Below are 23,254 nucleotides of genomic sequence, written 5' to 3' on the forward strand. Positions count from 1 at the left end.
GATGGCTGGGAGCGAGAAGATCGGAAAAATCGCGACGTTCTATTCGTTCAAGGGCGGCGGCGGACGCAGCATGGCGCTGGCGAATGTCGCCTGGGCTCTGGCCTCGAACGGGTGGAACGTTCTGGCGATCGATTGGGATCTCGAGGCTCCTGGCCTTCATCGTTATTTCCATCCTTTCCTGGCCGATCCGGAGCAAGTTCGGTCGCGTGGGCTCGTCGATCGTCTCTGGCAATACGCGAGAGCTATCGGAAGCTCCGGTGAGGCTCCGGAGGAAACGATCGACCGTCTGTCGGACTGCTCCGACATCGTACAGCATCTCGCGCTCCCACATGCCGCGAGAGGCAAGCTCGGCTTCATCGGCTCAGGGCGTCAAGATGAAGAATACACCCAGAAGGTAGGAGCGTTCGAGTGGGGAGCGTTCTACAAGCGTTTCGCTGGTGGACAATACTTCGACGCCTTTGGTCGGTGGGCGAGAAAATCGTTCGACATCGTTCTGATCGACAGCCGCACAGGCGTCTCTGACAGTGCGGGCGTGTGCACGGTTCAATTGCCAGATCTGCTGGTTTTGACGTTCGTCTACAATCGACAAAGCATTGATGGAACGGCAGCTGTCGCGCGATCGATTCACCGGCAGCGCACGCAGTTGCGGCGTCCCATCCGCTTCTTTCCCACGCCAACGCGCGTCGAGGACAAGAGCGAGGCGGCGCACGCGAGGCGTCATGCCGTCCACCGCATGCGGAAGCTCTTCAACCGAAGTGTCGAGGATCTCGATCGGGAGTTGCGGCTCAACGAAATTCGCCATTATCCCTGGTGCGCTTTCGAAGAGAAGCTTGCCGTTTTCGAGGAGGATCCGGCCGAGCGCGGCTCACTGTTGCAAGAGATGCACGGTCTCGCGTCACGGCTCGTTGACGGCGACATAGGGCCTGTGCGGGTCGACGGTGAGGAAATGGCTCGCCTCTGGCGCCGCGCGGCGTTCACTGATCCCCGGTTGGCAGACCTGCTCATCGTTCGCGACCAGTCGCTGAGCGAGGCGGCTCCCGTCCTGACGACCTGGCTTGAAGAGGCCCTGATCAACGACGACGACCGAACGGATTGGCGATCGGCTCTGGCTGCAGCCTGTGTCGAGATCTCGCAACTGCATGCCGGCGGGGCATTCGGCGTTGAAGTCGAGGCGCTCTCGAAAGGCGGCGTCGACTTGGCGCGTCGTTTGGCTCAAAAGGTTGGTGATCCAGATGCAGATCTTACGGCGGAGCTTGGACGCCTCCTGTTGGTCCGCGCGAACTTCCTCCAGGCTCAGGCGCGATCCGATGAGGCATTGGACGCTTTGGCGGAGGCCACGACGTACTTCCGTAAAGGCGACCACGCCAACGGACTGCAGCTAGCTCGTGCGCTCGAGTGGCAGGCTGGTGTTCTCCAGCGTACGAGAGCCTATGAAACCGCAATCTCTGTCTGGACGGACGCTGGAAAGACTTACGACCGGCTCAGCGAAAGTGAGCCGCGCCGGTTCGAGGATGTCGCCCGAACCTTCATCGGGCTTGCGGCCAGTTACAGCGAGATCGGGGCGCCCTCGAGAGCCGTCGAGGCCTGCCGCAGAGCCGTAGAGGCACTCGATCGTGCGGCCGCCGAGGGTGTAGCGGTTGTCCCCTCTACCTGGGCGGCGGCTCTTGTCGCCTATGGACGGTGTCTCCTTGAGGCTGGCCACCTCAAAGATGCGGAAATTGCCGTCGCGCGCGCAGCTCAGCACTTCGAGGACAAGCTAGAGAGCTCGCAACTGCGGGCCAGCATGGCCGAGGTTTTTGCTCTGCAAGGTGAGATTCTCAAGACTCAGGGGTATTGCGAGGAGGCGCTCCAAGTGGTCGAGCGCGCAATCGCGCTTCTCAGTTCCGCCTCGTCCGAGGCACAGCGACATGGATCACTGACCGCCGTTCCGATGGGCGGGACAGCAAGCCGCCTTCGTATTTTGCGCGCCGAGCTTCTCCTCGCCCGGGGGGATCACGCCGGAGCTGCGGAAGTTTCTGGGTTCGCACTCCATCACTCGGGCATCGCCGATGTGGGGCGCTTCCGCCTTCGCCTTTCAGAGGTGTCGCTTCTGGCGAGCATGGCCCTCGAAGACGCGCGAGCTGTGGATGAAGCGGCCGGGCAGATGTACTACGAGATCACACGCGGCAGCGACGATGAGATCCCGGAGCGCTCACGTCAGGCGCTGCAAGCCTACGTCACGTGGAGCTTAGACCGAGGGCGCCAACCGTTCCCGACCTTGAAGCCGGTCGTTGCGAACCGGTTCATCGACTCACTGCCTTCGCGGGAAGTCTGAGTCGAATGGGCGGGCGGAACTCAGGTGACGAGTGCTCAACATGCTGACCCAGGAGCTGCTCGGTCCACATCTGCAAGGTCTGGGCGATCTCTTCGCGCTCCTGTGGCAGGTCGTCGTCCCGCACACGGGTGTGCTCCACACGGTACCGTGGCGGGGACGGGCGGCGGCGGAGTACGCGCCGCTTGCGGCCGCTGCGCGCCAGTATCGCGGAACAGGAACGCCCGACGTCTTCATCCGGTATCTTCTCGGTGAGCCGGTCGCGTTCCACACGGAGATCGCGCCAGCGGCCGAGGCCGAACGAGCATTCACGATCATGCTGGTGATCGACCTCCTGGCCCACGACGTTCACCCGGCGTCTGTCGTCATCTCCGCCTCCTCGCGCGCCCCTGCCCCATGCAGGGCCGCCAGTCAGCTTCGCCAAAGACGCTGGATCGACGGGCACTACGGTGGCGGTATCGCAGGAACCGGCCGTGTCGTTCCGAAGGGGCCGATCTACCGGCGCCTCCTCGACGAGGACGAGATGGCGAGTGGAGACCGGCTGGACACTCAGTTCACGTCGCTGGCGCTTCTCGAGGTAGGCGCTGGCCAGTACACAATCAATATCGAGGCGGTCGCACCTAAGGACTTTCCAGCTGGTCACGATCCCGCCGACGCCGCAGCTCCGAGCATTGGCATAGCGCCCGTCGCGGAGGACCGGGACGATCTCGCCTTCGACGCCGTGCTGCGGCAGGGACGCCCGTTCCTCGACGCTCGACCGAGAGATCCGGGAGAGCTCGCCGCGCGGACGGTGGCCGTGGTTCGGGCACTCGGGTCCGCAGACATCGTGCTGCTCCCTGAGCTGTGCGTGAGCGCCGATGCCGTCGTGGCCGTCATGGAAGACCTCGTCGCAGCGGCTGGCCTGAGTGGGGCGCCAGCGCCCAGACTGATCGCGCTGGGTTCTGGGCTGAGCGCGCAGTGCTGCCCCACGACGAGCCGGCCATACAACGAGTGCAGCATCGTCGATGCGAACGGCCGCGTTCTTTGGAAACAGCGCAAGCTCAATCATTTCAGGATGGGCGAGCAGCGGATGGGGGAATGCAACATCCTCACGGCAGTCGCGCGCCCCCATGCAGAGGACGTAGCGACTGGCACCGTCCTGCAGGTCCGTGACCTGCCACACTTCGGGCGAGTCATGGTCTTGATCTGCGAGGATCTCGAACAGCGTGCGCCCGGTGGCGACGCCGCGTACGCTCTCCGACCCGACTGGATTCTGACGCCTGTGCTCGACGTCGCACAATCGGCCGGCCGATGGACACATCAGCGTGCAATCGAGATCGCTCGCCTCAGTGGCACACGTATTCTCGTCTCGAACTCGGCGACGCTCGCAGTCCGGCAGGCGAATGGCCGAACAGTCGGAGATGTTGCCGCGAGCAGCGTGGGGATCGGACTTTGTATCGATATGACCGAGTCACGCCGAATGAAGGTCGTCACCCTAGCGGATTGCACCATATCGCCGATCTCGGCCCAGTTTGACTGGGATCCTACCTCATGGGATCGCTGGACCATTGTCGTCCGTTGACATCGTCCTCACCTTACAGGCCGAGGAAGACGCCAAATCATGCCGATGTGCGTGCCTCAGGCTGTCGTTGTCGGTCCCCATGCGTATTCCGACGAAGCCGGCCGGGGATTCCGATTTGAAGCCGGCCGTCGTTCCGAGGCGAAGCCGGCCACCATTCCGATCTGAAGCCGGCCGGTGGCGGAGGCGCTCCCGTGGGTCGGAGGTGAAGATCACGGGGTCGGTTCAGCAGGTCAAGCGGTAGGTTCGGCCGCCTTGATTTTGCGTAGGCTCTCGCCGGCGAGTTCGATGCGGTGAGCGTTGTGCAGCAGCCGGTCGAGAACGGCGTCAGCGAGCGTGGGGATGCCAATGATGTCGTACCAGCGGTCGACCGGCACCTGGCTGGTGATCAGGGTCGCGCCAGTGTCGTAGCGATCCTCGATGATCTCCAGGAGGTCGCGCGCCTGCTCGGGCAGGAGTGGCTCGGGTCCCCAATCGTCGAGGATCAGGAGGTTCACGCGCGCGATCTGGCGCAGCATCCGGCCATAGCGACCATCGCCGCGCGCCAAGCTGAGAGCCGCAAACAGGCGCGGGACCCTGTAGTACAGCACCGAGAGGTCGTCTCGGCAGGCCTTGTGCCCGAGCGCGCAGGCCAGCCAGCTCTTGCCCACGCCGCAGGGGCCGGTGATGACGAGATTACGCCGGGTCCGGATCCAGTCGCCGGTGGCGAGCTTGAGGAACAGCGCACGGTCGAGGCCGCGATGGCTGCGGTAGTCGACATCCTCGATGCTGGCGGGATGGCGCAGGTGCGCGGCCCGGGCGCGGGTCTCGAAGCGCTTCTGCCGACGGGCGGTGGCCTCGTGTTCGAGCAGCAGTCCGAGCCACTCGGCGTGCGAGAGCGCGCCGGCTTCTGGGTTGGCATCGAGCGTCTTGAAGCCCGAGGCCATGCCGGTCAGGCCGAGCTCGCGCAGGAGATCGAGGGTGGGATGGGTGAGCATCGTCGTCTCCGTCAATGGAAATAGCGCGGGCCGCGCAGGTTGGGGTGGAGCAGGACGGGAGCGGCCTCGGCAGACGGCGCGGTGCGGTCGAGGCTGTTGGCCAGGATCGAGGCGATGCTCTTGTAGGTGAGCGCACCGATGGCCACGGCCCGGGCCGAGGCAGCCTCCGCCCGGCCGGGGGCGAGCCCGCGATAGAGGCGCAGGATGCCCAGGCAGGTCCGGAAGCCCTGCTCTGGGTGAGGACGGTCGTGGAGGATGGCTACGACGAGACCCTCGGTCTCCGGGCCGATGCCGCGTGCCCAGCGCCGGAAGCGCTCGGGGCTCCACTCGGCGTAGCGCCGATGCGCGCTGGGCATGTGCTCGGGATCGGTGCCGTGCCGCTGGCCGGCATAGCGACGCTCATGGGCGGCGACGCGCTGACCGCGGTGGAACACCTCGACGGTGCGCGCGGTGATGCGGAGGTCGACCTGCTCGCGGATCAGGGCGTGGGGCACCGAGTACAGGAAGCCGGCCGCCTCGACGTGATAGTCGAGATTGACCCGAGCCAGCCGCCACTCGGCGAAGGTGTAGTCTTCCACCGTCAAGGGACGGAGCGCCGCCCGCTCGATCGCCTCGAACAGGGCGCGCCGGGTCGTGCTGAGCCGGCGCATGAGGTGGGCGTTGATGCGCTCCACCATCACGGCGATGGCGGCGTTGCATTCGGCGAGTGAGAAGAACGTCTGTCGACGTAGCCGTCCGAGGATGTAGCTCTGGGCAAAGCGGACGCCGGCCTCGACCTTGGCCTTGTCGCGCGGCTTGCGGGGCCGGGCTGGCAGGATGCCGACGCCGTAATGGTCGGCCATCATGCCGTAGGAGCGGTTGATCTCCGGGTCGTAGAACGAGGCCTTGTGGACGGCACTCTTGAGGTTGTCCGGGACGACGAGGCGGGGGACGCCGCCGAGGAAGCGGAACAGGCGGACGTGCGCGCCGATCCAGTCGGGCAGCGTCTGCGTCCAGGTCGCCTCAGCGTAGGTCAGGCTCGACGCGCCCAGCACCGCGACAAAGATCTCGGCCTCGCGCACCACACCGGTGGCCGGATCGACGATGGCGATCCGCTTGCCGGAATAGTCGACAAAGACCTTGTCGCCGGCCGCATGGTGCTGGCGCATCACCGGGGTGAGGCGGCGCTCGAACTCGCGGTACAGGTCGCAGAACCGGGAATAGCCGTATCCCTCGGGATGAGCCTCCCGGTACTCCTCCCACAGCACCGTGAGGTTGACTCCAGGCCGGCGCATCTCTCGGACCAGCGACGGCCAATCTGGCTCGGCTAACCGTCGAAGGCCCTGCTTCACTCCGGCTCGGGCGAACAGGCGCTGTTCCAGAACCGTGTCGCCGACCTCGGGGCCGAGTGGCCAGGTCAGGCCGGCAGCGCTGGCTCGGCCGAGGTTGTCCTGCACGGTGGAGCGGGCGATCCCGAGGGTTCGTCCGATCTCACGCGCGCTCACCCCCTCATGGGCGAGCCGCAGCATCTGTCTGATCTGTCGCATGGTCAGCTCTCTCCTGGCCGGCATCCCATCCTCCTCGTGGTCGAGGACTGGGATGCCGCGGTTGCTGACCCACGGGGATGCGCCGTCGCCGATGCCGGCTACCGAGTGGCCGGCTTCATCTCGGAATGGTGGCCGACATCAAATCGGAACGCTGGCCGGCTTCGCGTCGGAATGGGTGGCCGGCTTCCGTCGGAATCCGCATCCCCACGCCCAGGCCGAGATTCAACGCGATGGTCGCCACCATGAGCAACAGCATGGTCAGACCCGGCCTTTGACACTCCTCCTGAAGGAGGAGGTCCTGCGATGGGCTCGACAATGGGGATCCGGACATCAAAGCGCATGCTCAGGCCGTTTTAACGCGAGCCAAGAATGTGTTGACAGACTTTGGCAGGCTTTCTGAATGACGGGTCAGGTCACGCGCCGCGCTCGGGACGCGGGCGGCTGCCACCTCCGTCTGACCCGCGCCGTCCTGAACGCGATTGATGCTACAGGTCACATGCTCGCTGCCCTGCGCAGCTTCCGAAACGTTGCGGGCAATCTCGCGGGTGGCTGCACTCTGCTGCTCGACAGCCGCGGCGATCGCCGTGGAGATGCTTGAGATCTCACCCATTGTACTGGTGAGGCGATCGCGGACACCGCCTCGTGCGTCGTGGTTTGAACCTGCTCGATGTGACTGGCGATCTCCTCTGTGGCACGCGACGTTTGGCTTGCTAGCGCCTCGACCTCGGTAGCGACCACCGCGAAGCCACGCGCAGCCTCAATCGTCGCATTCAGAGCTAGCAAATTGGTCTGCTTCGCAATGCCTGAACCGCCCCGGGATTTTCGGAGGCTCCAACTCTTGAGTATCCGTGTTGGTCAAGTGTGGTTTGGAGCCCAGGGCCGATTGTCCCTGATGAGGGCGTTTGCCATGACGATGAGCCTGCGCATGATGGCCACAAGAGCGACCTTTTTCTGCTTTCCGGCGGCGGTCAGCCGATCATAGATAAGCTTGAGGTCCACGTTGAAGCGCGCGGCAACGATGGCGGGAAAGTAGAGCGCTTGGCGTAGCGCGGCCCGCCCACCTTGAATCCGCTCCTTGCCTTGCCATCGCCCTGATTGTTGCGAGACAGGAGCAAGTCCGGCCAGGCTGGCGGCCTGCTTGCCTTCCAGTTCGCCGAGTTCCGGCATGTCGATGGTAAGCGTAACGGCGGTGACCTCGCCGACCCCAGGAATGGTTTGCAGAATGGCAACTCGCCTCGAGAGGTCGGGGTCCAGTGCGGCCATCCTCGCCAGTTCGGTGTCGATCCGCTTCACATCCTTGTCGATCAGGGCAAGACGATCTTCCAGCTGCCGCTTGAGCAGAGGAAGTGTCGCGACGGAGCGGCGAATTTTCGCGGCGGCCCGATCCTTGATGAGCGCTCGGCGTGCTGCGAGCAGCTCCCTCAGGTCGTGGAAGCTTTTCGGCCTCGGCGTCTGAGCCTGCAATTCAAGAGCGGCGCCCATCCGAGCCAGCATGGCAGCATCGACGCGGTCGGTCTTCGCCAGACGGCCGGTTGCCTGAGCAAATCGGCGCGCCTGCTTCGGGTTGACCTTGACGAACGGTACGTCTCGGCCGCCAAGGGCAAGTTCTAGCTCGCGATGATAGGGTCCTGTGGCCTCGAAGACAATCAGTATCTTCTGACATTTTCCGATCCATTTCAGAAGTAGCCGATGGCCTTCACGATTATTGTCGACATTTAGCCGATGCCCATCGCCCAACCGGTAGGCGTCAAGGGTATCCTTAGCTATGTCGATCCCGATGGTCTGCTGCATGTTTCGCCTCGCCGCTTCGTCTTGTCATACGGGCCCGAAGCCCCTGTATCCGTTCAAGTCGGTGAAGGTTTTGGAGAGCGGCCACACTCAAGAGCGGTCCTGTGTCGACCAAGAGAATTTCGGCCCGCATTCCCCTGCATGACGGGCAACGACCCTTCGATGCAGCCCCAGCCAAGGAGCCATTCCTTCATAAGACAAGAGACTGGAGCCATGACGAAGCATACCCCACCCTTTTCCCCTGAGGTTCGCGAGCGGGCAGTCCGGCTGGCCCGGGAGCATGAGAGCGAGCATGGTTCGCAATGGGCCGCGATCCAGTCAATCGCGGCCAAAATCGGTTGCTCTGGCGAGACGCTGCGCAAGTGGGTTCGCCAAGACGAGCGAGATCGAGGCAAGGGTACAGGGCCGACCACGGACGAGCGCGAGCGGATCAAGACCCTGGAGCGGGAGGTCCGCGAGCTCCGGCAGGCCAACGAGATCCTCAGGAAGGCGTCGGCGTATTTTGCCCAGGCGGAGCTCGACCGCCGGTTCCGGTCATGATCGCCTTCATCGACGAGCACCGTGCGCTCTACGGGGTCGAGCCGATCTGCAGGGTGCTGCCGATCGCCCCGTCGACGTATCGTGCCCATGCCGCGCGGCGGGCCGATCCCGGGAGACTGCCGGCTCGAGCCAGGCGCGACGCGGCGCTCTCGGCCGAGATCCGGCGCGTGTACGAGACGAACTTCCGCGTCTACGGCGTGCGCAAGGTCTGGCGACAGCTCGCCCGCGAGGGGATCGTGGTGGCGCGCTGTACGGTGGCCCGGCTGATGCGGGCGATGGGCTTGGCTGGCGTCGTCCGAGGGCGGAAGGTCCGCACCACCGTCCCAGATCCGGCAGCGGCCTGTCCGCGCGACCGGGTCAATCGTCAGTTCAAGGCCGCGTGCCCGAACCGGCTATGGGTCGCGGATTTTACCTACGTGGCGACCTGGAGCGGCTTCGTCTACGTGGCCTTCGTGATCGACGTCTTCGCCCGCCGGATCGTGGGCTGGCGTGTCTCACGCTCGGCTCGGGCGGACTTCGTGCTCGATGCCCTGGAGCAGGCCCTGCACGAGCGCCGCCCCTTCGCCGGCAGCGGCCTCGTCTGCCATTCCGACCGCGGATCGCAATACGTGGGCCTCCGCTACACCGAGCGCCTCGCCGAGGCGGGCATCGAGCCCTCCGTCGGCAGCGTCGGCGATTCGTACGATAATGCTCTGGCCGAGACGGTGATCGGCCTGTTCAAGGCGGAGGTCATCCATCGGCGCGGGACATGGCGCTCATTCGAGGCAGTCGAGTACGCCACGCTCGAATGGGTAGATTGGTTCAATCAGCGCCGGCTGCTCGAACCGATCGGCCACATCCCTCCCGCCGAGGCGGAGGCACGCTATTATGCCCAGGCCGAGGTCCAAGCCTTGGCCGCCTGACCCAAACCAAACGGCCTCCGGGAAACTCGGAGCGGTTCAGCCGTCGATGAGCACAACCACCACACCGATGCGTTCGGCCGTCGCCGCGGAAGCCTGTACGATGTCGCCCGCGCGCCGCGCGACTGCGACGGCCTGGCCGGCGATCCGCGACGAGTCTGCGACCTGTGCGGCGATCTCCTGCACGGAGGTCGCAAATTCCTCAGGCGCCGCAGCCACGGTCTGAACATTGGCGAAGGTTTTTCGCGCGGCCATGGCGACACCCATCGATTCGCCTGTGGTCTGGTCGGCACAAGCGGTCATCGACTGCGCGGTCACTTCCATGCTGGTTGCGGCTTCCGAAAGGGCCAATATCAGCCCGGCGGCACGTTGCTCGAAGAGCTTGGCGGTCTCGTCCAACGTCTCCGCACGGATCGTCCGCGCCTGCCCCTCAACTTCAGCAGCTTCGTCGGAGACGCGCTTGGCTGCGAGCGTGTCTCTGAACACAGCCAGCGAACGCGCCAGGATGCCGATCTCGTCTCTGCGGGTCACGTGCGCCACAGGGGTATCAAGATCGACGTTCGTCAGGGTGGGCGGGTGATCACCCGCGACCAAGCCTCGGCCTGGGTGCTGTGGACCATCGGTCAGGACCTGGCCGCGGTCGAAAGGCCGGAACCCTCATCCAAAGCCGCGTAAGCGGCTTGGATGGGCTCGTTCATGTTCGTCTCGCGTCCGTGCGGCGAAGAGTCCAGACAATCCGACCAGCATCGTCTCTCAAGGCTGCACACCCGGCTCGGCTGGCTAGAAGACGCGCAAATCGGGCGTTCGCTTCAGCTATCGCCTCCGCCTCGGTCTGAGCAACGATCTGCTCGCTGGCAACCGAAAGGCCGCTGACACAGCGACGGTAGACGGAGCATTCAAAATGGAACACGGCCATACCATTGTCAAAGCAATGTTTCTGCCAAAGCGAGTGCTGATCGCGGCGTGGGGGAAGCGGTTAAAAAAGACGGCCCGACGGTCGGTCGGGCCGAGGTACCCCGTTGTTGAGACGTGGGAAGCACAAAGGACGTAGCCTTCAGCGATCACAGCGAACGTGTTACATGATCACTGACGAACGCGCTCGTACGAAGACATCATGCCGATGTGATGATACCTCAGATAAGCGACTTTCAAGTCGTTGTCTTTGCAGGTGCGGGAACGAATTGCTTAATCGAGAACGCGCCGCGGGATACGAGGTAGGAAAAGGACCGCGGTGCTGAGGCTGGCGGCCGATCTGAGAAAGCCAACGCGCTCCGATATACGTCTGCCGCGGTGGAACATTCCGGAAGCGCTCTCGGCCAGCGATGGATCCCCGCCTGGACTGACCGAACGAAGGGTCCCTCACGCCTTGCTATCGGGTTGCGAAGGCCGCTCAGCGATGTGGGGTGGCCGCGAGCGGTATTGCGTCCGGAAATGTGAGGGGGGCACCTGCAGGATACGTTGAAAGGTGGCGGTCATTTGGCTGTGGCCGGCAAACCCTGTCGCGTGAGCGATGTCGGCGAGGGACAAATCACCGGAGCGAATCAGATCGCAAGCACGGTCGATCCGGCGCCGAAGGATGTACTGGTGCGGTGAGTGCCCGGTGGATTGCCGGAACGCCCTGCAGAGATAGCGTGTGCTAGTGCCGATCACGCTGGCCAACTCCGTCAGATCCAGCCGCTCCGAAAGCCGCGACTCGATTGCATCGAGGATCCGCCGCAACTGCCTCGGGGCGAGGCCGCCGCGCGCGCTCGTTCGCGACGGCTTGTGCCGGGCAACGTAGTGCACCAGCGCGGCGGCCAGGGTCTGCAGGAAGAGCGGATCGGCTTGATCCGCACGGGCGATCTCGTCGGCGAAAACTGTCATGAGCTGGCCGATCGCCGCATCGGTTGCGTCCGGCTGCCGATTGTCGGCGAACGATCGTGCTGAGAGTGTCGCGGTCTCGTCCCCGAGAACGGCTGCGACGAACTCTGGCGCGAGCATGAGATGGCGACCGCGCCCGCTGCCGTGCCAGCCGCAGCGGACGGTCTGTCCCGGCGTGAAGACGGCCGCGCTTGGAGCAGCCGGGGCGTCGCACGGCATGTTCGAGGCCAGGCGCAGCGCGTCGGGTCGATGAGAGATGTGCAGGCGCGTGGCGCGCCCTTCGCACGAGCCGGGAGCCGCGTAACGGACGTCGTAGAAGGCCCACTCGGCAGTCGCGAGCTGGTGAGTGATGCTGGGCAGCTCGCCGTGATGGACCCAATCTGACTCCGGTGACAGGACCTGGCTCATCGCAGCGCTCCGAAGCCGGAGTGCTTCGATTGTTGACGCCTTCCGCCCACGCACGCGTGAACAGCCTCGGCCAAGTCGAGCCGGGATGCCCGCCCACTTCGGGCGATTTTGCAGGAGTCGGGCGGCGCGCACGATTGGAGGTGAAAGGTTTGCATCAGCAGCACTGCACAGGGGCCGGCGGAACGAGATACGCAGAGGCGCCAGAATGATCCGGCAGCCCGGGCCGCGAGGAGCGCGTAGCGCGCAGGTCGCGGCGGTGCGGCGACGCGCATCACGTCTGCCAATCGCTGTGGGTGCCACCTAGTGGCACCTTCAAACCCGAGGATCGAGAGCGCACGGGCTGGCCGCCCATGTGCAGGACGACGGTTTCTGTCGTGCCGCCTGTCAGGGACGGGCGAACACCGCTTCGGCGCAGGCCACGAGACGACCCAGGTCTCGCCTGACCACCTCGCAGAAGCGCGGCTTTCAGCGCTTGCCCGGACATTGCAGCACCGGAACGGCGAGAAGAGAATGCTCTCGAACGTGACACCGAGAATAAGAGTCGTGGCCGTGCGCGGTGTCGGGATCCGCTCGCTCCGCGGCGAAAGCTCCGTCGCGAAGGCTCTCAGATGTTGCGAGATCCTCATATGGTGCGGTGTGTCGGTTGTTGCGGTGTATCAATCGACGTTGCGTCGCACCCAACCTGAGGCTCTCGTACCCGATCTCTCAAGGCCCATTCAGTTACAGCGGTCGCGAGGTCTCACAAATCGCAGCGTTATTCAAAATTCTAGTTCTTGAATCGAAAATCTGTTCCCGATTGTGATAATCTCGCGGCGTCTTCTCCGGGTTCTCGGAGGCTGTCTCCGGTCGTACCCAGTCGGATGTCTTATTTCGCCTCCGGGTCGATCCGGACCCGCTCATAGGCCTCGACAACATGCCGGCGCATCAGATCTGCAGCGCCGGCCGCGTCACCGAAGATCATACGTTCGAGAATGCGGCTGTGCTCCTGCCACACGCTGATCGACATGCCCGGATAGCGGAGCACCTGACCCATCGCTCGGCGCAGGTGGAGCCAGTGTAGGCGCATGGTCTCTCCGATGATCGGATTGCCGGACAGCTCGTAGATGAAGGCATGGAAATCCATGTCGGCCTGGAGTGTGGCGCGCGCGTCGCCAGCCACCACCAAGTTGCGACCGTGTTCCACCAGCGAGCGCCCGCGCACGATGGCGTTCTTAGTCAGACGCTGTGTCGCGAGGCTGACCGCGAGGGGCTCGACGGCCGAGCGGAATTGATAGATCGCCTGGAAAAATTCGGGTTCGACGGCGGTGACGGTGAGCCCGCGACGACCTGACTGCATCAGGAAGCCCTGCGCCTTCAGCACCGCGAGCGCATGGGTGACGGGCTGGCGTGAGACGCTGAGCCGGGCCGCGATGTCGTCCTGCGTGAGTCGTTCGCCAGGCTTGAACGTGCCATCACACAAAGCGTCGAGGATCACGGTATAGGCTTGATCGACGAGGCTCGTCGATGGCTCGAGTGACTGCAAGCCCCGTCCTCCGATACGCGAACACGACAACGATATCACGCCCGCTTGACAGAAGAGCAAGCGCTCTGCACGCTGCGTTCCGTGTACCGAATTCCGAGTTCGAGGCCGCGAACGGCGCCGAACAGCAATTTCCTCGCCGGAACGCCACCGGCGTGCTCCCTGGAAATGCGAATGGGACTGTGATCGGCCAACGCCGATAGAATATTCCGGGCTCGATCCACCAAGTCACAATAATAGACTAGCTCTATTACAGAGGGAGGACGTTATGTCGAGCGGTCTCACGCTGGCCCCGGTCACCGATCTGCCTTCGCGCGATGCTCTCTACGGGAGATTGCTGCGCAGGATCGTGCCGTTCTTACTTCTCTGCTACGTCGCGGCTTACCTCGATCGCGTGAATGTCGGCTTCGCCAAGCTACAGATGCTGAGCGACCTGAAATTCAGTGAAACGGTGTACGGGCTGGGAGCGGGCGTGTTCTTCGTTGGCTACGCCTTATTCGAGGTCCCGAGCAACATCATCATGGTGCGATTTGGTCCCCGCTACTGGATCGCGCGAATCATGATCACCTGGGGCGTGATCTCAGCCGCCATGATGTTCGTCACGTCGCCGACGAGCTTCTACGTCCTCCGCTTCCTGTTGGGCGTGGCGGAGGCCGGATTTATCCCGGCGATCATCTACTACCTGACCATTTGGTTCCCCTCCGCCTATCGCGGCAAAGCCTCGGCGCTGTTTTTGGCGGGAATCCCGCTCTCGGGCATCGTCGGCGGCCCGCTGTCAGGCTGGATCATGACCGCCTTCCATGGAGCGACTGGCCTCCAGGGATGGCAGTGGATGTTCCTGATCGAAGGTCTGCTCGCCTCGCTGCTCGGGATTGTCTGCCTATTCCGGCTCGACGACAACGCGGCCTCGGCGGCTTGGCTCGCACAGGACGAGAAACAGCAGATCGCCGCCGACATCGCCGCGGAGGCGCGCGAGAAGCCGTTGCACACCGCCCGCCACGGTCTGACCAGCGGCCGGATCTGGCTGCTCAGCGGCACCTACTTCTTCTTCACCATGGGTCTTTACGGTCTCAGCTTCTGGCTGCCGACGATCATCCGCGATAGCGGGGTCAAGGATCCGCTGACCGTCGGCCTGCTCACCGCGATCCCTTACACGGGGGCGCTGGTGACGATGTACATCGTCGGATTGAGTTCGGACCGCCAGCGCGAGCGGCGTTGGCATCTCGCAGTCCCCGCCCTCGTGGGAGCGGCGGGGCTCATCGCCAGCGTGCTGGTGGCCCACAGCCCCGCGATGGCACTCGCCGCTCTCACGGTCGCGTCCGCCGGCACCCTCACCTGCATCCCACAATTCTATACTCTGGCGCCGAGCGTTCTCACGGGCGCGGCAGCGGCGACCGGCCTCGCGGTGGCAAACTCGGTGGGCAGCGTCGCGGGCTTCGTGAGCCCGTACCTCCTGGGTTGGGTCAAGGACGCCACCGGCAGCACCGGACAGGGGGTGATGGTGCTCGGCGCCACGCTCGTGATCGGCGCGCTCCTCGTCTTCATCAACCCGGCCCGCCTCGTAAATCGCTGACCCCGGTCCCGCTCAGCCGGCGCGCCAAGCCCGCTCGGCCCGGTCCCAAGCCTCAAGGGGCTGCAGGTCTGGGACCCAGGCGAGGCCACTCTTTGCATCCGACGAGACCGCCTCCCCGGTCACCAACACGTCGAGCAGGGCCGGCCGGTTCGCCATCGCCCGCGCGAGAGCCGCGGGCAGCGCGTCGGCCCGCTCCACACGCTCGGCGTACAGGCCGAAGGCACGGGCCATCGCAGCGTGGTCGGCGTGCTGGAGCCGCGTCCCGACCACGCGCCCGTGCGTGACGGTCTGGTCGTGGACTTCGATCTGCCAAGCTCCGTTGTTAGCCACCACGAACAGGACCTTGGCCCCGTGCCGCTGGGCGGTGTCGAGCTCCATGGCGTTGAATCCGAAGGCGCCGTCCCCGGTGGCGACCACGACGTCCCGTTCGGGCGCCGCGAGGGCGGCGGCGATCCCATAGGGTACGCCGACGCCGATGCAGCCGAACGACCCGGGATCCAGTACAATCCGGGCCGAGAGGCCGACCCGGGCGAAGCTGAGGAAATCGCCGCCGTCCGTGCAGATGATCGCCTCAGAGCCGGCGACCGCCTGCAGCGCGTCGAGCAGCCGGTTCGGGTGCATCAGCCCATCTGAACCATCGGGCGCCGCGCGGGCCTGCTCGCGGAGCTTGTCGACCCGCACGACATGGCCAACCCGCAATGCATCGACCCAGGCTCGATCGACCAGCGGCTCGCGCTTTTCGACGCCGCGCACCAGCGCCGTCAGCGTCTCCCCGGGATCGGCCAGAATTGCCGTCCCGGGGCGGTTGTCGCGGAGTTCCGCAGGCGCCCCGGCGATGCGCAGAAATTGCGCGGCGCTGAATACCGCTGGCGAGCCGTAGGCGAGCTGGAAGTCGAGACGCCGGCCGACCGTGACCACGAGGTCGGCCTCGGCCATCGCGCGGCCGCGCATCGCGGCGACCACGGACGGGTGATCATCTGGCACGAGCCCACGGCTCTCGCCGGTGTCGAGATAGGGACAACCGAGGCGGTCGAGCAGCGCCAGGAGCTGCGGCCCCGCCCCGCGTGCGCCGCGCCCGCTGACGATCAATGGGCGCTTGGCTGCGACCAGCAAGTCGACGGCGCGGTCAACCGCCTCGGGATCGGGCCGCGGCCGCGTCAGGACCCGAGGGCGCATCAGTTCAGGCAGCAAGAGCGGTGCGGGTACGTCGGCCCGCAGCACGTCGGTCGGGACGTCGAGGTAGGCAGGCCCCGGGTCGCCCCCCTCCCCCAGGGCCCGGGCCGCCGCTTCCGCGAGCTCCTGCGGGATGAGGCCAGGCTCGCGCACGGTGCGGGCATAGCGGGTAATCGGGCCGACCAGGCGCGCGTGGTCGAGGTCCTGCAGAGCGCCCCGGTTTTCCTGGGTCCGCGGCGGTGTCCCCGACAGGATCAGGATCGGCGCACGCGAGACGTGCGCGTTCGCGATGCCGGTCATGGCGTTCGTGACGCCCGGCCCCGCCGTCACCAAGGCGACGCCGAGGGCGCCTGTCACCTCAGCCTCACCCTGCGCCATGTGTACGGCCGCGCGCTCGTCGCGCACATCCACGATGCGGATGCCGGCGGCATCGACGGCCATCCAGATCGGCATGATGTGGCCGCCGCAGAGGCCGTAGACCCGCTCGACCCCCCAATTTTTGAGGAACCGCGCGATCACAGACGCGGCTTGGTGTTCCTCGGTTGTGCACATCAGTTCCTCCGCTCAGCCCAACGTTGCAGTCCCGCGAGTCGGTTTGAATTCCGTCCTCAGCGCGAAATTCTTGACTCAGAGTCCCGTCTGCCTTTGCCGCACAAGGGGACGCCGGCTTCTGCGCTGCAATATAAGTTCTATCTTGACGCTCAACCTGCACGATCGTACCGATGGCATACGGAGTTCGGAATTCAATAGCGAGAGCCCGGAATGAGCCAGCCGATCCGCGTGTTGCTGGCCAAGGTCGGCCTGGATGGCCACGACCGTGGCGTGAAGGTGGTCGCCCGGACGCTGCGCGACGCCGGCATGGACGTGATCTACTCGGGCCTGCACCGCACTCCTGAGGAGGTGGTCACGGCGGCGATCCAGGAGGATGTCGACGTGCTCGGCGTCAGCCTCCTGTCGGGGGTCCAGCTCACGGTCTTCCCGAAGATCTTCAAGCTCCTCTCGGAGCAGCAGGCGAACGACCTCATCGTGATCGCGGGTGGCGTGATGCCCGACGAGGACGTCGTCGCCATCAAGGAGATGGGCGTGCGCGAGGTCCTGCTGCAGGACACGCCGCCGGAAGTCATCGTCAGCACCCTACGCCGGCTGGTCGCCGAGCGTGGCGAGCGTTGAGGAGGCGATCATGGAAGCCTGGACCTTCCCGACCGCCTACGACGACAGCTACTTCCCGGACGCCGGCAGTCGCTACTGGTTTCCGCGGCGCGAGACCATGCCGGCGGGGGAGCGCGAGGCCGCAATCCTGGGCCGCCTGCGCGAGGTCTGTAGCTACGCCTACGCCAACGCTCCCTTCTACCGGCGACGCTGGGATGAGGCCGGTTTCCACCCGGACCAACTGAAGAGCCTGGAGGATTTCGAGGACCGGGTTCCGGTGGTCACGAAGGCCGAGCTACGGGCGTCGCAGAACGCGGCCCCACCCTTCGGCGATTATCTCTGCGTGCCCGACCGGGAGATCTTCCATATTCACGGCACGAGCGGCACCACCGGGCGGCCAACCGCGTTCGCCATCGGCCGCAACGATTGGAACGCCATCGCCAACGCCCATGCTCGTATCATGTGGGGCATGGGGATCCGGCCGGGCGACATGGTCTGCGTCGCCGCGATCCTCAGCCTGTATATGGGCAGCTGGGGGGCGCTCGCCGGGGCGGAGCGCCTGGGCGCCCAGTCCTTCCCGTTCGGCGCCGGCGCGCCCGGCATGACTGCCCGCTGCGCCCAGTGGCTGGCAAGCCTCAAGCCCGCGGCCTTCTACGGTACGCCCACTTACGCGCTGCACCTCGCCGAGGTCGCTCGCGAGGAGGGCCTCGACCCGCGCAGCTTCGGCCTGCGCATCATGTTCTTCTCGGGCGAGCCCGGCGCTTCCATCCCCGGCGTGCGCGACCGCATCGCCGAGGCCTTCGGCGCCAAGGTGTTCGACTGCGGCTCGATGGCGGAGATGTCGCCGTTCATGAACGTCTCTGGCACCGCCGAGACCCCCGGCATGCTCTGCTGGCAGGACGTGGTCTACACCGAGGTCTGTGACCCGGCCACCATGCGGCGCGTGCCCTACGGCAGCCGCGGCACGCCGGTCTACACGCATCTGGAGCGCACCTCGCAGCCGATGATCCGGCTCGCCTCGGGCGACCTGACCCTGTGGACCGACGACCCGACCCCGTGCGGGCGCACATACCCGAGCCTGCCGCAGGGCATCTTCGGCCGGATCGACGACATGTTCACGATCCGCGGCGAGAACGTCTATCCGAGTGAGATCGACGCAGCGCTCAACGAGACCTCAGGCTACGGCGGCGAGCATCGCATCGTCATCAGCCGTCAGGCGGCGATGGACGAGCTGCTGCTACGCATCGAGGCGGACGACAGTGTGTTCGCCCGCGGGCCGGAAGGGGTGGAGGATTTCCGCCGCGCGGCCTGCCACCGGTTGCAGAAGATGCTGGGCCTGCGGGCGCAGGCTGAAATCCTGGCAGCCAACACCTTCCCGCGCACCGACTTCAAGGCCCGTCGAGTGATCGACGACCGGGCGGTGTTCCGCGACATGCACGCGCAGATCGCCGACCGGGGGGCTGCGTGACACGGGTCCCCTCCCTCGACCTCGTCGAGCGGATCGCCGCGGGCGCGGTGCCGGCAATCGGGCGGATGATCTCCCGAGCCGAGGCCGGCTCCCCAGAAGCGCGCCCAGCGCTGGCCGAGATCTACGGCCGGGCCGGACGCGCCCACGTGGTCGGCCTCACCGGCGTGCCGGGTAGCGGCAAGTCGACCCTCGTGGCGACGCTCACAGCTCATCTGCGTCGGGCCGGCCAGAAGGTCGGCGTCGTGGCGATCGACCCGTCAAGTCCGTACTCGGGCGGCGCCATCCTGGGCGACCGGATCCGGATGGCCGACCACGTCTGCGACGCGGGCGTCTACATCCGCAGCATGGCCACCCGGGGCGCCATGGGCGGCATGGCCCGGGCCGCCCTCGACGCAGTCGACATTCTCGACGTGGCGGGCTTCGACACCGTGATCATCGAGACGGTGGGCGTCGGCCAGGACGAGGTCGAGATCGCCCGAGCCTCGCACACCACAATCGTGGTCTCGGCCCCCGGGCTCGGGGACGAGATCCAGGCGATCAAGGCCGGCATCCTGGAGATCGCCGACATCCACGTCGTGTCGAAATGCGACCGCAGCGACGCCAACCGCACCCTCACCGACCTGAAGCAGATGCTCACGCTCGGGGCGCTCACCGCCCGGCACGCGGAGTGGCGCATCCCGGTGATCGGCCTCTCCGCCTACAAGGGCGAGGGCTTCGAGTCCTTAATCGCGGCGGTCGAGGACCATCGACGCGTCGCCTTCGAGACCGAGACCGGAGCCCGGCGTCGGCAGGCAATCGCGCGCTTCCGCTTGGAGAAGACCGCCGAGAATCTGCTGATCGAGCGCTTCAGCCGTGGCGCGCAACGCCTCAGTGGCCCGCTGGCGGAGCGCCTCAGTGCGCGGGCCGGCGACCCTTACAGCCTCGCCGCCGCACTCCTCGAACAGGCCCTCGCGTCAGAGGCCGACGAACCCGGAGCATCGTCATGACCAGTCTCATCGACCGGACCACCGTCGACGCGCTGCGCTCAGAGGTGGCCGACTGGGAGGAGAAGGAGGTCGGTGCCTTTATGAAGAAGCAGGCCGAGCGCAAGCCCGCCTTCTTCACCCTCGGCGACATCCCAGTGAAGCGCGTCTACACGGCCGCCGACGCCGCCGAGACGCCGATCGAGGATATCGGGCTGCCCGGCCGCTACCCATTCACCCGCGGTCCGTACCCGACCATGTACCGCTCGCGGAATTGGACGATGCGCCAGATCGCCGGCTTCGGCACCGGCGAGGACACCAACAAGCGCTTCAAGTACCTGATCGCCCAAGGCCAGACCGGCATCTCGACTGACTTCGATATGCCGACCCTGATGGGCTACGACTCCGACCACCCGATGAGCGAGGGCGAGGTCGGGCGCGAGGGCGTGGCGATCGACACGCTGGCCGACATGGAGGCTCTGTTCGACGGCATCGACCTGGAGACGATCTCCGTCTCCATGACGATCAACCCCTCCGCGTGGATCTTGCTCGCCATGTACATTGTCCTGGCAGAGAAACGCGGCTACGACCTCGACAAGCTCTCGGGGACGATCCAGGCCGACATTCTCAAGGAGTATATGGCGCAGAAGGAGTATATCTTCCCGGTGGAGCCATCGGTCCGGATCGTGCGCGACTGCATCACCTACTGCGCCAAGCACATGAAGCGTTATAACCCGATCAACATCTCGGGCTACCACATCTCCGAGGCTGGGTCGTCGCCGCTCCACGAGGCCGCCTTCACGCTGGCCAACCTCATCGTCTACGTCGACGAGGTGCTGAAGACCGGCATGCCGGTCGACGCCTTCGCGCCGCGGCTCGCCTTCTTCTTCGTCTGCCAGGCGGACTTCTTCGAGGAAATCGCCAAATTTCGGGCGCTCCGGCGCTGCTACGCCAAGATCATGAAGGAGCGTTTCGGGGCCAAGAACCCGGAATCAATGCGCCTGCGCTTCCACTGCCAGACGGCAGCCGCCTCGCTCACCAAGCCGCAGTACATGGTCAACGTGGTGCGTACCTCGATGCAGGCGCTCGCGGCCGTGCTCGGAGGCTGCCAGTCGCTCCATACCAACGGCTACGACGAGGCCTTCGCCATCCCCACCGAGGACGCAATGCGCATGGCCCTGCGCACCCAGCAGGTCATCGCGGAGGAGACCAACGTCACTCAGGTCACAGACCCGCTCGGCGGCTCGTACTACATCGAGACCCTGACCACGGAGTACGAGAAGCGTATCTTCGAGATCCTCAAGGAAGTGGAGGAGCGCGGCGGCACGCTGAAGCTGATCCAAGAGGGATGGTTCCAGAAGCATATCGCGGATTTCGCCTACGAGACCGCGATCCGGAAGCAGACCGGCGAGAAGCCCGTAATCGGCGTCAACCGTCTCGTCGACGACACCCCGGATCCGAAGATCGAGACGCACCCCTACGACCAGTCGACCGCCGACCGGCAATGTGCCCGCACCCGCCGGGTCCGGCAGGAGCGCGATCCGGTGAAGTTCGACCTGCTCCTGCAGCAGCTCGTGGCGGTGGCCAAAGATCCGGCGCAGAACATCATGCCGATCACCATCGAGCTGGTCCGCTCAGGGGCAACCATGGGTGACATCATCGAGACGCTGAAGAAGGTCTGGGGTACCTATCGGGAGACACCGGTCTTCTAGGAGCATTTCAGCGTCTTTCAGATCGTAAGCGGCGTTTGGAGGCCAGAGACCGTCGCGCTCTTCGGGATACGACATCAACGTCGCTCGCGGACACTCTGTGGGAGGGTCAGAAGATGGGTTCTCGGCTTTCGGAAATCGCGGCCCACGCTGGCGATCATGGCCAGACCGGACTCGATAACCGGCTACGCGTGGACAAGGACAACCCCGTCATCCAGGCCCTCGGCGCAGTGGACGAACTCAATAGCTGGATCGGTGTCGTAATCGCGCTGTCGGGATCCGATAAGATCCGGTCGTTTCTGTCGCTGGTCCAGCATGATCTGTGCGATCTCGGTGCTCAGATCAGGGGCCCTGGTACGCAGCGCCTGTCACCAAATCACCTCGCGCGGCTAGAGATGCTCGTCGCAGCGCTCAACAGCGAGTTCGGTCAGCTGAAGGAGCCGATCCTCTCAGGAGGCGTTCAATCGGCGGCATTCGCACACGTGGCGCGAACCGTCTGCCGACGCGCCGAGCGGGATCTCTTCACGCTGATGGAGGCGTCCAACCGGTTGGACGGTCTGCAACCTGCCGATCGGGCGCCCGCGACCGATGATTTCGGTCTCCCATATCTCAATCGGCTCTCCGATCTACTGTTTGTCGTCTCACGCTTCGAGAACTGCAATGCCGGGCAGACAGACGTCATGTGGAGGCGCGAACAGAGTCTGAGGTCAGATCCGGTTCAGGTCGGGCGATGAACGGATTGGCCGCGGCTCCGACGGATGAGGTGCGCATACGCCGGAGCGGACGGCTCGGGCATCTCACTTTAAATCGTCCCGCGGTGTTGAATGCCCTGACCCCTGGCATGGTCACCCGAATGCTCGCGGCAATCACGGCGTGGGAAGTCGAGAGCGGGATCAGCGCAATTCTCATCGACGGCGCAGGAGAACGGGGTTTCTGCGCGGGCGGCGACGTCAGGATGCTGCATGCGAGTGGCCGACGCCGGGACGGATTGGCCCAGCGCTTCTGGCATGACGAGTACGTGTTGGACGCGCTGATTGCCCGCTGCACGCGTCCGGTGATCGGGATCATGTCGGGGATCGTCATCGGGGCCGGACTCGGATTGACTGGGCACGCGTCCCACCGGATCGCCACTGAGGATCTGCGCCTCTCGATGCCGGAAGTCGGGATCGGTCTGATCCCGGATGTCGGCGCGACTTGGCTCTTGTCCCGGGCTCCCGGGGAATGTGGGACCTATCTCGGGCTCACAGGCGCGTCCGTCGGCGCCAGCGACGCGATCGCGCTCGGATTGGCCGATCTCTTCATCCCCTCCGAGCAGGTGCCCAGGCTCGTCCAACGGCTCACCGCTTCGGGAAGCGGCACCGATGCCGGAGGGATCGGCGAGATCTTGGCGTCGTACGCGGAAACGCCCGACACGGCGCCCCTCTCGGCTCGGCGTGCCCTCATCGACCGCTGTTTCGGTTTCAACAGCTTAGAGGAGATCGTCGCCGCGTTGGCGCGCGAGGACGATGCGTGGGCCGGCACCGTGCTTGCCCTCCTTCGAACCCGATCACCGACCAGCCTTAAGATCTCGCTCGCCGCGCTGCGGGCGGCGAGGGAGTTCAACTCCCTCGAGGACTGCCTCAGGCTCGAATTCCGGCTGGTGTGCCGGATCCTCGACGGCCATGACTTCTACGAAGGTGTTCGGGCTGTCGTCATCGACAAGGATCGCACGCCTCAGTGGAAGCCAGATCGGATTGAGGACGTGTCGTCGGAGGTCGTGCGCGCCTATCTCGATCCGCGTGACGCCCCGGAGGTCGCGTTCATCGCCCGTCCGGTGGATGCAGCGGTCGGCTGA

At 65.4% G+C, this 23,254-nt stretch carries 20 protein-coding genes and 1 other annotated feature; of the genes, 10 read left to right on the forward strand and 10 right to left on the reverse strand.

Features of this window, described 5'->3' with window-relative positions; translation table 11 throughout:
• The first annotated feature begins 1 nt into the window (after position 1).
• Together PQI07_RS02485 and PQI07_RS02490 are read left to right on the forward strand one after the other, a co-directional pair.
• On the forward strand, positions 2–2,314 hold the full coding sequence (locus PQI07_RS02485) for a KGGVGR-motif variant AAA ATPase (protein ID WP_043380990.1): 2,313 nt from the start codon (positions 2–4) through the stop codon (positions 2,312–2,314).
• Positions 2,315–2,354: 40 nt separating this feature from the next.
• Positions 2,355–3,872 (forward strand): carbon-nitrogen hydrolase family protein, encoded by a 1,518-nt coding sequence (locus PQI07_RS02490; protein ID WP_139239497.1) that lies wholly within the window; start codon positions 2,355–2,357, stop codon positions 3,870–3,872.
• 230 nt (positions 3,873–4,102) lie between these two features.
• Here the strand turns inward: PQI07_RS02490 and istB are convergent, their stop codons facing one another.
• The 6 genes from istB to PQI07_RS02515 form a co-directional block, all read right to left on the reverse strand.
• Complete coding sequence (istB, locus tag PQI07_RS02495) at positions 4,103–4,846, reverse strand: IS21-like element helper ATPase IstB (protein ID WP_053608999.1); 744 nt, start codon at positions 4,844–4,846, stop codon at positions 4,103–4,105.
• Between the two features lie 11 nt (positions 4,847–4,857).
• Positions 4,858–6,396, reverse strand: a complete 1,539-nt coding sequence (gene istA / locus PQI07_RS02500; protein ID WP_053609000.1) for an IS21 family transposase — start codon at positions 6,394–6,396, stop codon at positions 4,858–4,860.
• Positions 6,397–6,487: 91 nt separating this feature from the next.
• Positions 6,488–6,628 (reverse strand): hypothetical protein, encoded by a 141-nt coding sequence (locus PQI07_RS02505; protein ID WP_274925976.1) that lies wholly within the window; start codon positions 6,626–6,628, stop codon positions 6,488–6,490.
• 87 nt (positions 6,629–6,715) lie between these two features.
• A complete protein-coding gene (locus tag PQI07_RS37690) occupies positions 6,716–6,982 on the reverse strand; it encodes a hypothetical protein (protein WP_139239498.1) in 267 nt (88 codons plus the stop codon).
• A complete protein-coding gene (locus tag PQI07_RS37695) occupies positions 6,865–7,155 on the reverse strand; it encodes a methyl-accepting chemotaxis protein (RefSeq protein WP_342462078.1) in 291 nt (96 codons plus the stop codon). Before PQI07_RS37695 ends, PQI07_RS37690 begins: the two co-directional genes overlap by 118 nt.
• Positions 7,156–7,227: 72 nt before the next feature.
• Entirely contained in the window at positions 7,228–8,163 is a 936-nt protein-coding gene (locus PQI07_RS02515) for an IS110 family RNA-guided transposase (RefSeq protein WP_274925977.1), read from the reverse strand.
• A gap of 210 nt (positions 8,164–8,373) precedes the next feature.
• Here PQI07_RS02515 and PQI07_RS02520 point away from each other — a divergent pair.
• A protein-coding gene (locus PQI07_RS02520; RefSeq protein ID WP_091995070.1) for an IS3 family transposase occupies positions 8,374–9,602 on the forward strand; the annotation gives its coding sequence in 2 pieces (ribosomal slippage) (positions 8,374–8,662 and positions 8,662–9,602; 1,230 coding nt in all).
• Positions 8,655–8,771, forward strand: a sequence feature (AL1L pseudoknot). It overlaps the preceding gene by 117 nt.
• A 36-nt stretch (positions 9,603–9,638) precedes the next feature.
• Here PQI07_RS02520 and PQI07_RS02525 read toward each other — a convergent pair.
• The 3 genes from PQI07_RS02525 to PQI07_RS02535 form a co-directional block, all read right to left on the reverse strand.
• Complete coding sequence (locus PQI07_RS02525; RefSeq protein ID WP_043387483.1) at positions 9,639–10,139, reverse strand: hypothetical protein; 501 nt, start codon at positions 10,137–10,139, stop codon at positions 9,639–9,641.
• A gap of 819 nt (positions 10,140–10,958) precedes the next feature.
• Complete coding sequence (locus tag PQI07_RS02530; RefSeq protein WP_051976262.1) at positions 10,959–11,867, reverse strand: helix-turn-helix domain-containing protein; 909 nt, start codon at positions 11,865–11,867, stop codon at positions 10,959–10,961.
• An 865-nt stretch (positions 11,868–12,732) separates the two neighbouring features.
• Positions 12,733–13,389, reverse strand: coding sequence for a GntR family transcriptional regulator (locus PQI07_RS02535; RefSeq protein ID WP_043387481.1), 657 nt, complete (start codon positions 13,387–13,389; stop codon positions 12,733–12,735).
• 265 nt (positions 13,390–13,654) lie between these two features.
• Between PQI07_RS02535 and PQI07_RS02540 the strand changes: the two genes are divergently transcribed.
• Positions 13,655–14,959, forward strand: coding sequence for an MFS transporter (locus tag PQI07_RS02540; RefSeq protein WP_051976261.1), 1,305 nt, complete (start codon positions 13,655–13,657; stop codon positions 14,957–14,959).
• A 12-nt stretch (positions 14,960–14,971) separates the two neighbouring features.
• Here PQI07_RS02540 and PQI07_RS02545 read toward each other — a convergent pair whose 3' ends face one another.
• Positions 14,972–16,684, reverse strand: a complete 1,713-nt coding sequence (locus PQI07_RS02545; protein ID WP_043387479.1) for a 2-hydroxyacyl-CoA lyase — start codon at positions 16,682–16,684, stop codon at positions 14,972–14,974.
• A gap of 210 nt (positions 16,685–16,894) precedes the next feature.
• On the opposite strand from PQI07_RS02545, the gene PQI07_RS02550 reads away from it, so the two are divergent.
• The 6 genes from PQI07_RS02550 to PQI07_RS02575 all read left to right on the forward strand — a co-directional run bounded on the left by PQI07_RS02550 (position 16,895) and on the right by PQI07_RS02575 (position 23,254).
• On the forward strand, positions 16,895–17,302 hold the full coding sequence (locus PQI07_RS02550; protein WP_043387478.1) for a cobalamin B12-binding domain-containing protein: 408 nt from the start codon (positions 16,895–16,897) through the stop codon (positions 17,300–17,302).
• 10 nt (positions 17,303–17,312) lie between these two features.
• Positions 17,313–18,749, forward strand: a complete 1,437-nt coding sequence (locus tag PQI07_RS02555; protein WP_043387477.1) for a phenylacetate--CoA ligase family protein — start codon at positions 17,313–17,315, stop codon at positions 18,747–18,749.
• Positions 18,746–19,735 carry a methylmalonyl Co-A mutase-associated GTPase MeaB gene (gene meaB, locus PQI07_RS02560; protein WP_043387475.1) on the forward strand — a complete coding sequence of 330 codons (990 nt, stop codon included), beginning with the start codon at positions 18,746–18,748 and terminating at the stop codon, positions 19,733–19,735. Before PQI07_RS02555 ends, meaB begins: the two co-directional genes overlap by 4 nt.
• The gene (locus PQI07_RS02565; protein WP_043387474.1) at positions 19,732–21,423 is read left to right on the forward strand and encodes a methylmalonyl-CoA mutase family protein; all 1,692 of its coding nucleotides are present in this window, start codon (positions 19,732–19,734) and stop codon (positions 21,421–21,423) included. The genes meaB and PQI07_RS02565 overlap by 4 nt, the downstream gene beginning before the upstream one ends.
• A gap of 113 nt (positions 21,424–21,536) precedes the next feature.
• Positions 21,537–22,154 (forward strand): cob(I)yrinic acid a,c-diamide adenosyltransferase, encoded by a 618-nt coding sequence (locus PQI07_RS02570; RefSeq protein ID WP_043387472.1) that lies wholly within the window; start codon positions 21,537–21,539, stop codon positions 22,152–22,154.
• Positions 22,151–23,254, forward strand: coding sequence for an enoyl-CoA hydratase/isomerase family protein (locus tag PQI07_RS02575; protein WP_043387470.1), 1,104 nt, complete (start codon positions 22,151–22,153; stop codon positions 23,252–23,254). Before PQI07_RS02570 ends, PQI07_RS02575 begins: the two co-directional genes overlap by 4 nt.

This window comes from Methylobacterium sp. 092160098-2 (assembly GCF_028920805.1).
GTDB lineage: Bacteria > Pseudomonadota > Alphaproteobacteria > Rhizobiales > Beijerinckiaceae > Methylobacterium > Methylobacterium fujisawaense.

Bases quoted from the DNA above. Each gene is read 5' to 3' on its own strand.
- PQI07_RS02540 (WP_051976261.1), top strand. From the start codon at position 13,655: ATGTCGAGCGGTCTCACGCTGGCCCCGGTCACCGATCTGCCTTCGCGC.
- PQI07_RS02545 (WP_043387479.1), bottom strand. From the start codon at position 16,684: ATGTGCACAACCGAGGAACACCAAGCCGCGTCTGTGATCGCGCGGTTC.
- PQI07_RS02575 (WP_043387470.1), top strand. From the start codon at position 22,151: ATGAACGGATTGGCCGCGGCTCCGACGGATGAGGTGCGCATACGCCGG.
- PQI07_RS02565 (WP_043387474.1), top strand. From the start codon at position 19,732: ATGACCAGTCTCATCGACCGGACCACCGTCGACGCGCTGCGCTCAGAG.
- PQI07_RS02530 (WP_051976262.1), bottom strand. From the start codon at position 11,867: ATGAGCCAGGTCCTGTCACCGGAGTCAGATTGGGTCCATCACGGCGAG.
- PQI07_RS02515 (WP_274925977.1), bottom strand. From the start codon at position 8,163: ATGCAGCAGACCATCGGGATCGACATAGCTAAGGATACCCTTGACGCC.
- PQI07_RS02490 (WP_139239497.1), top strand. From the start codon at position 2,355: ATGCTGACCCAGGAGCTGCTCGGTCCACATCTGCAAGGTCTGGGCGAT.
- PQI07_RS02485 (WP_043380990.1), top strand. From the start codon at position 2: ATGGCTGGGAGCGAGAAGATCGGAAAAATCGCGACGTTCTATTCGTTC.
- istA (WP_053609000.1), bottom strand. From the start codon at position 6,396: ATGCCGGCCAGGAGAGAGCTGACCATGCGACAGATCAGACAGATGCTG.
- istB (WP_053608999.1), bottom strand. From the start codon at position 4,846: ATGCTCACCCATCCCACCCTCGATCTCCTGCGCGAGCTCGGCCTGACC.
- PQI07_RS02550 (WP_043387478.1), top strand. From the start codon at position 16,895: ATGAGCCAGCCGATCCGCGTGTTGCTGGCCAAGGTCGGCCTGGATGGC.
- PQI07_RS02555 (WP_043387477.1), top strand. From the start codon at position 17,313: ATGGAAGCCTGGACCTTCCCGACCGCCTACGACGACAGCTACTTCCCG.
- PQI07_RS02570 (WP_043387472.1), top strand. From the start codon at position 21,537: ATGGGTTCTCGGCTTTCGGAAATCGCGGCCCACGCTGGCGATCATGGC.
- PQI07_RS02505 (WP_274925976.1), bottom strand. From the start codon at position 6,628: ATGCTGTTGCTCATGGTGGCGACCATCGCGTTGAATCTCGGCCTGGGC.
- PQI07_RS37690 (WP_139239498.1), bottom strand. From the start codon at position 6,982: ATGGGTGAGATCTCAAGCATCTCCACGGCGATCGCCGCGGCTGTCGAG.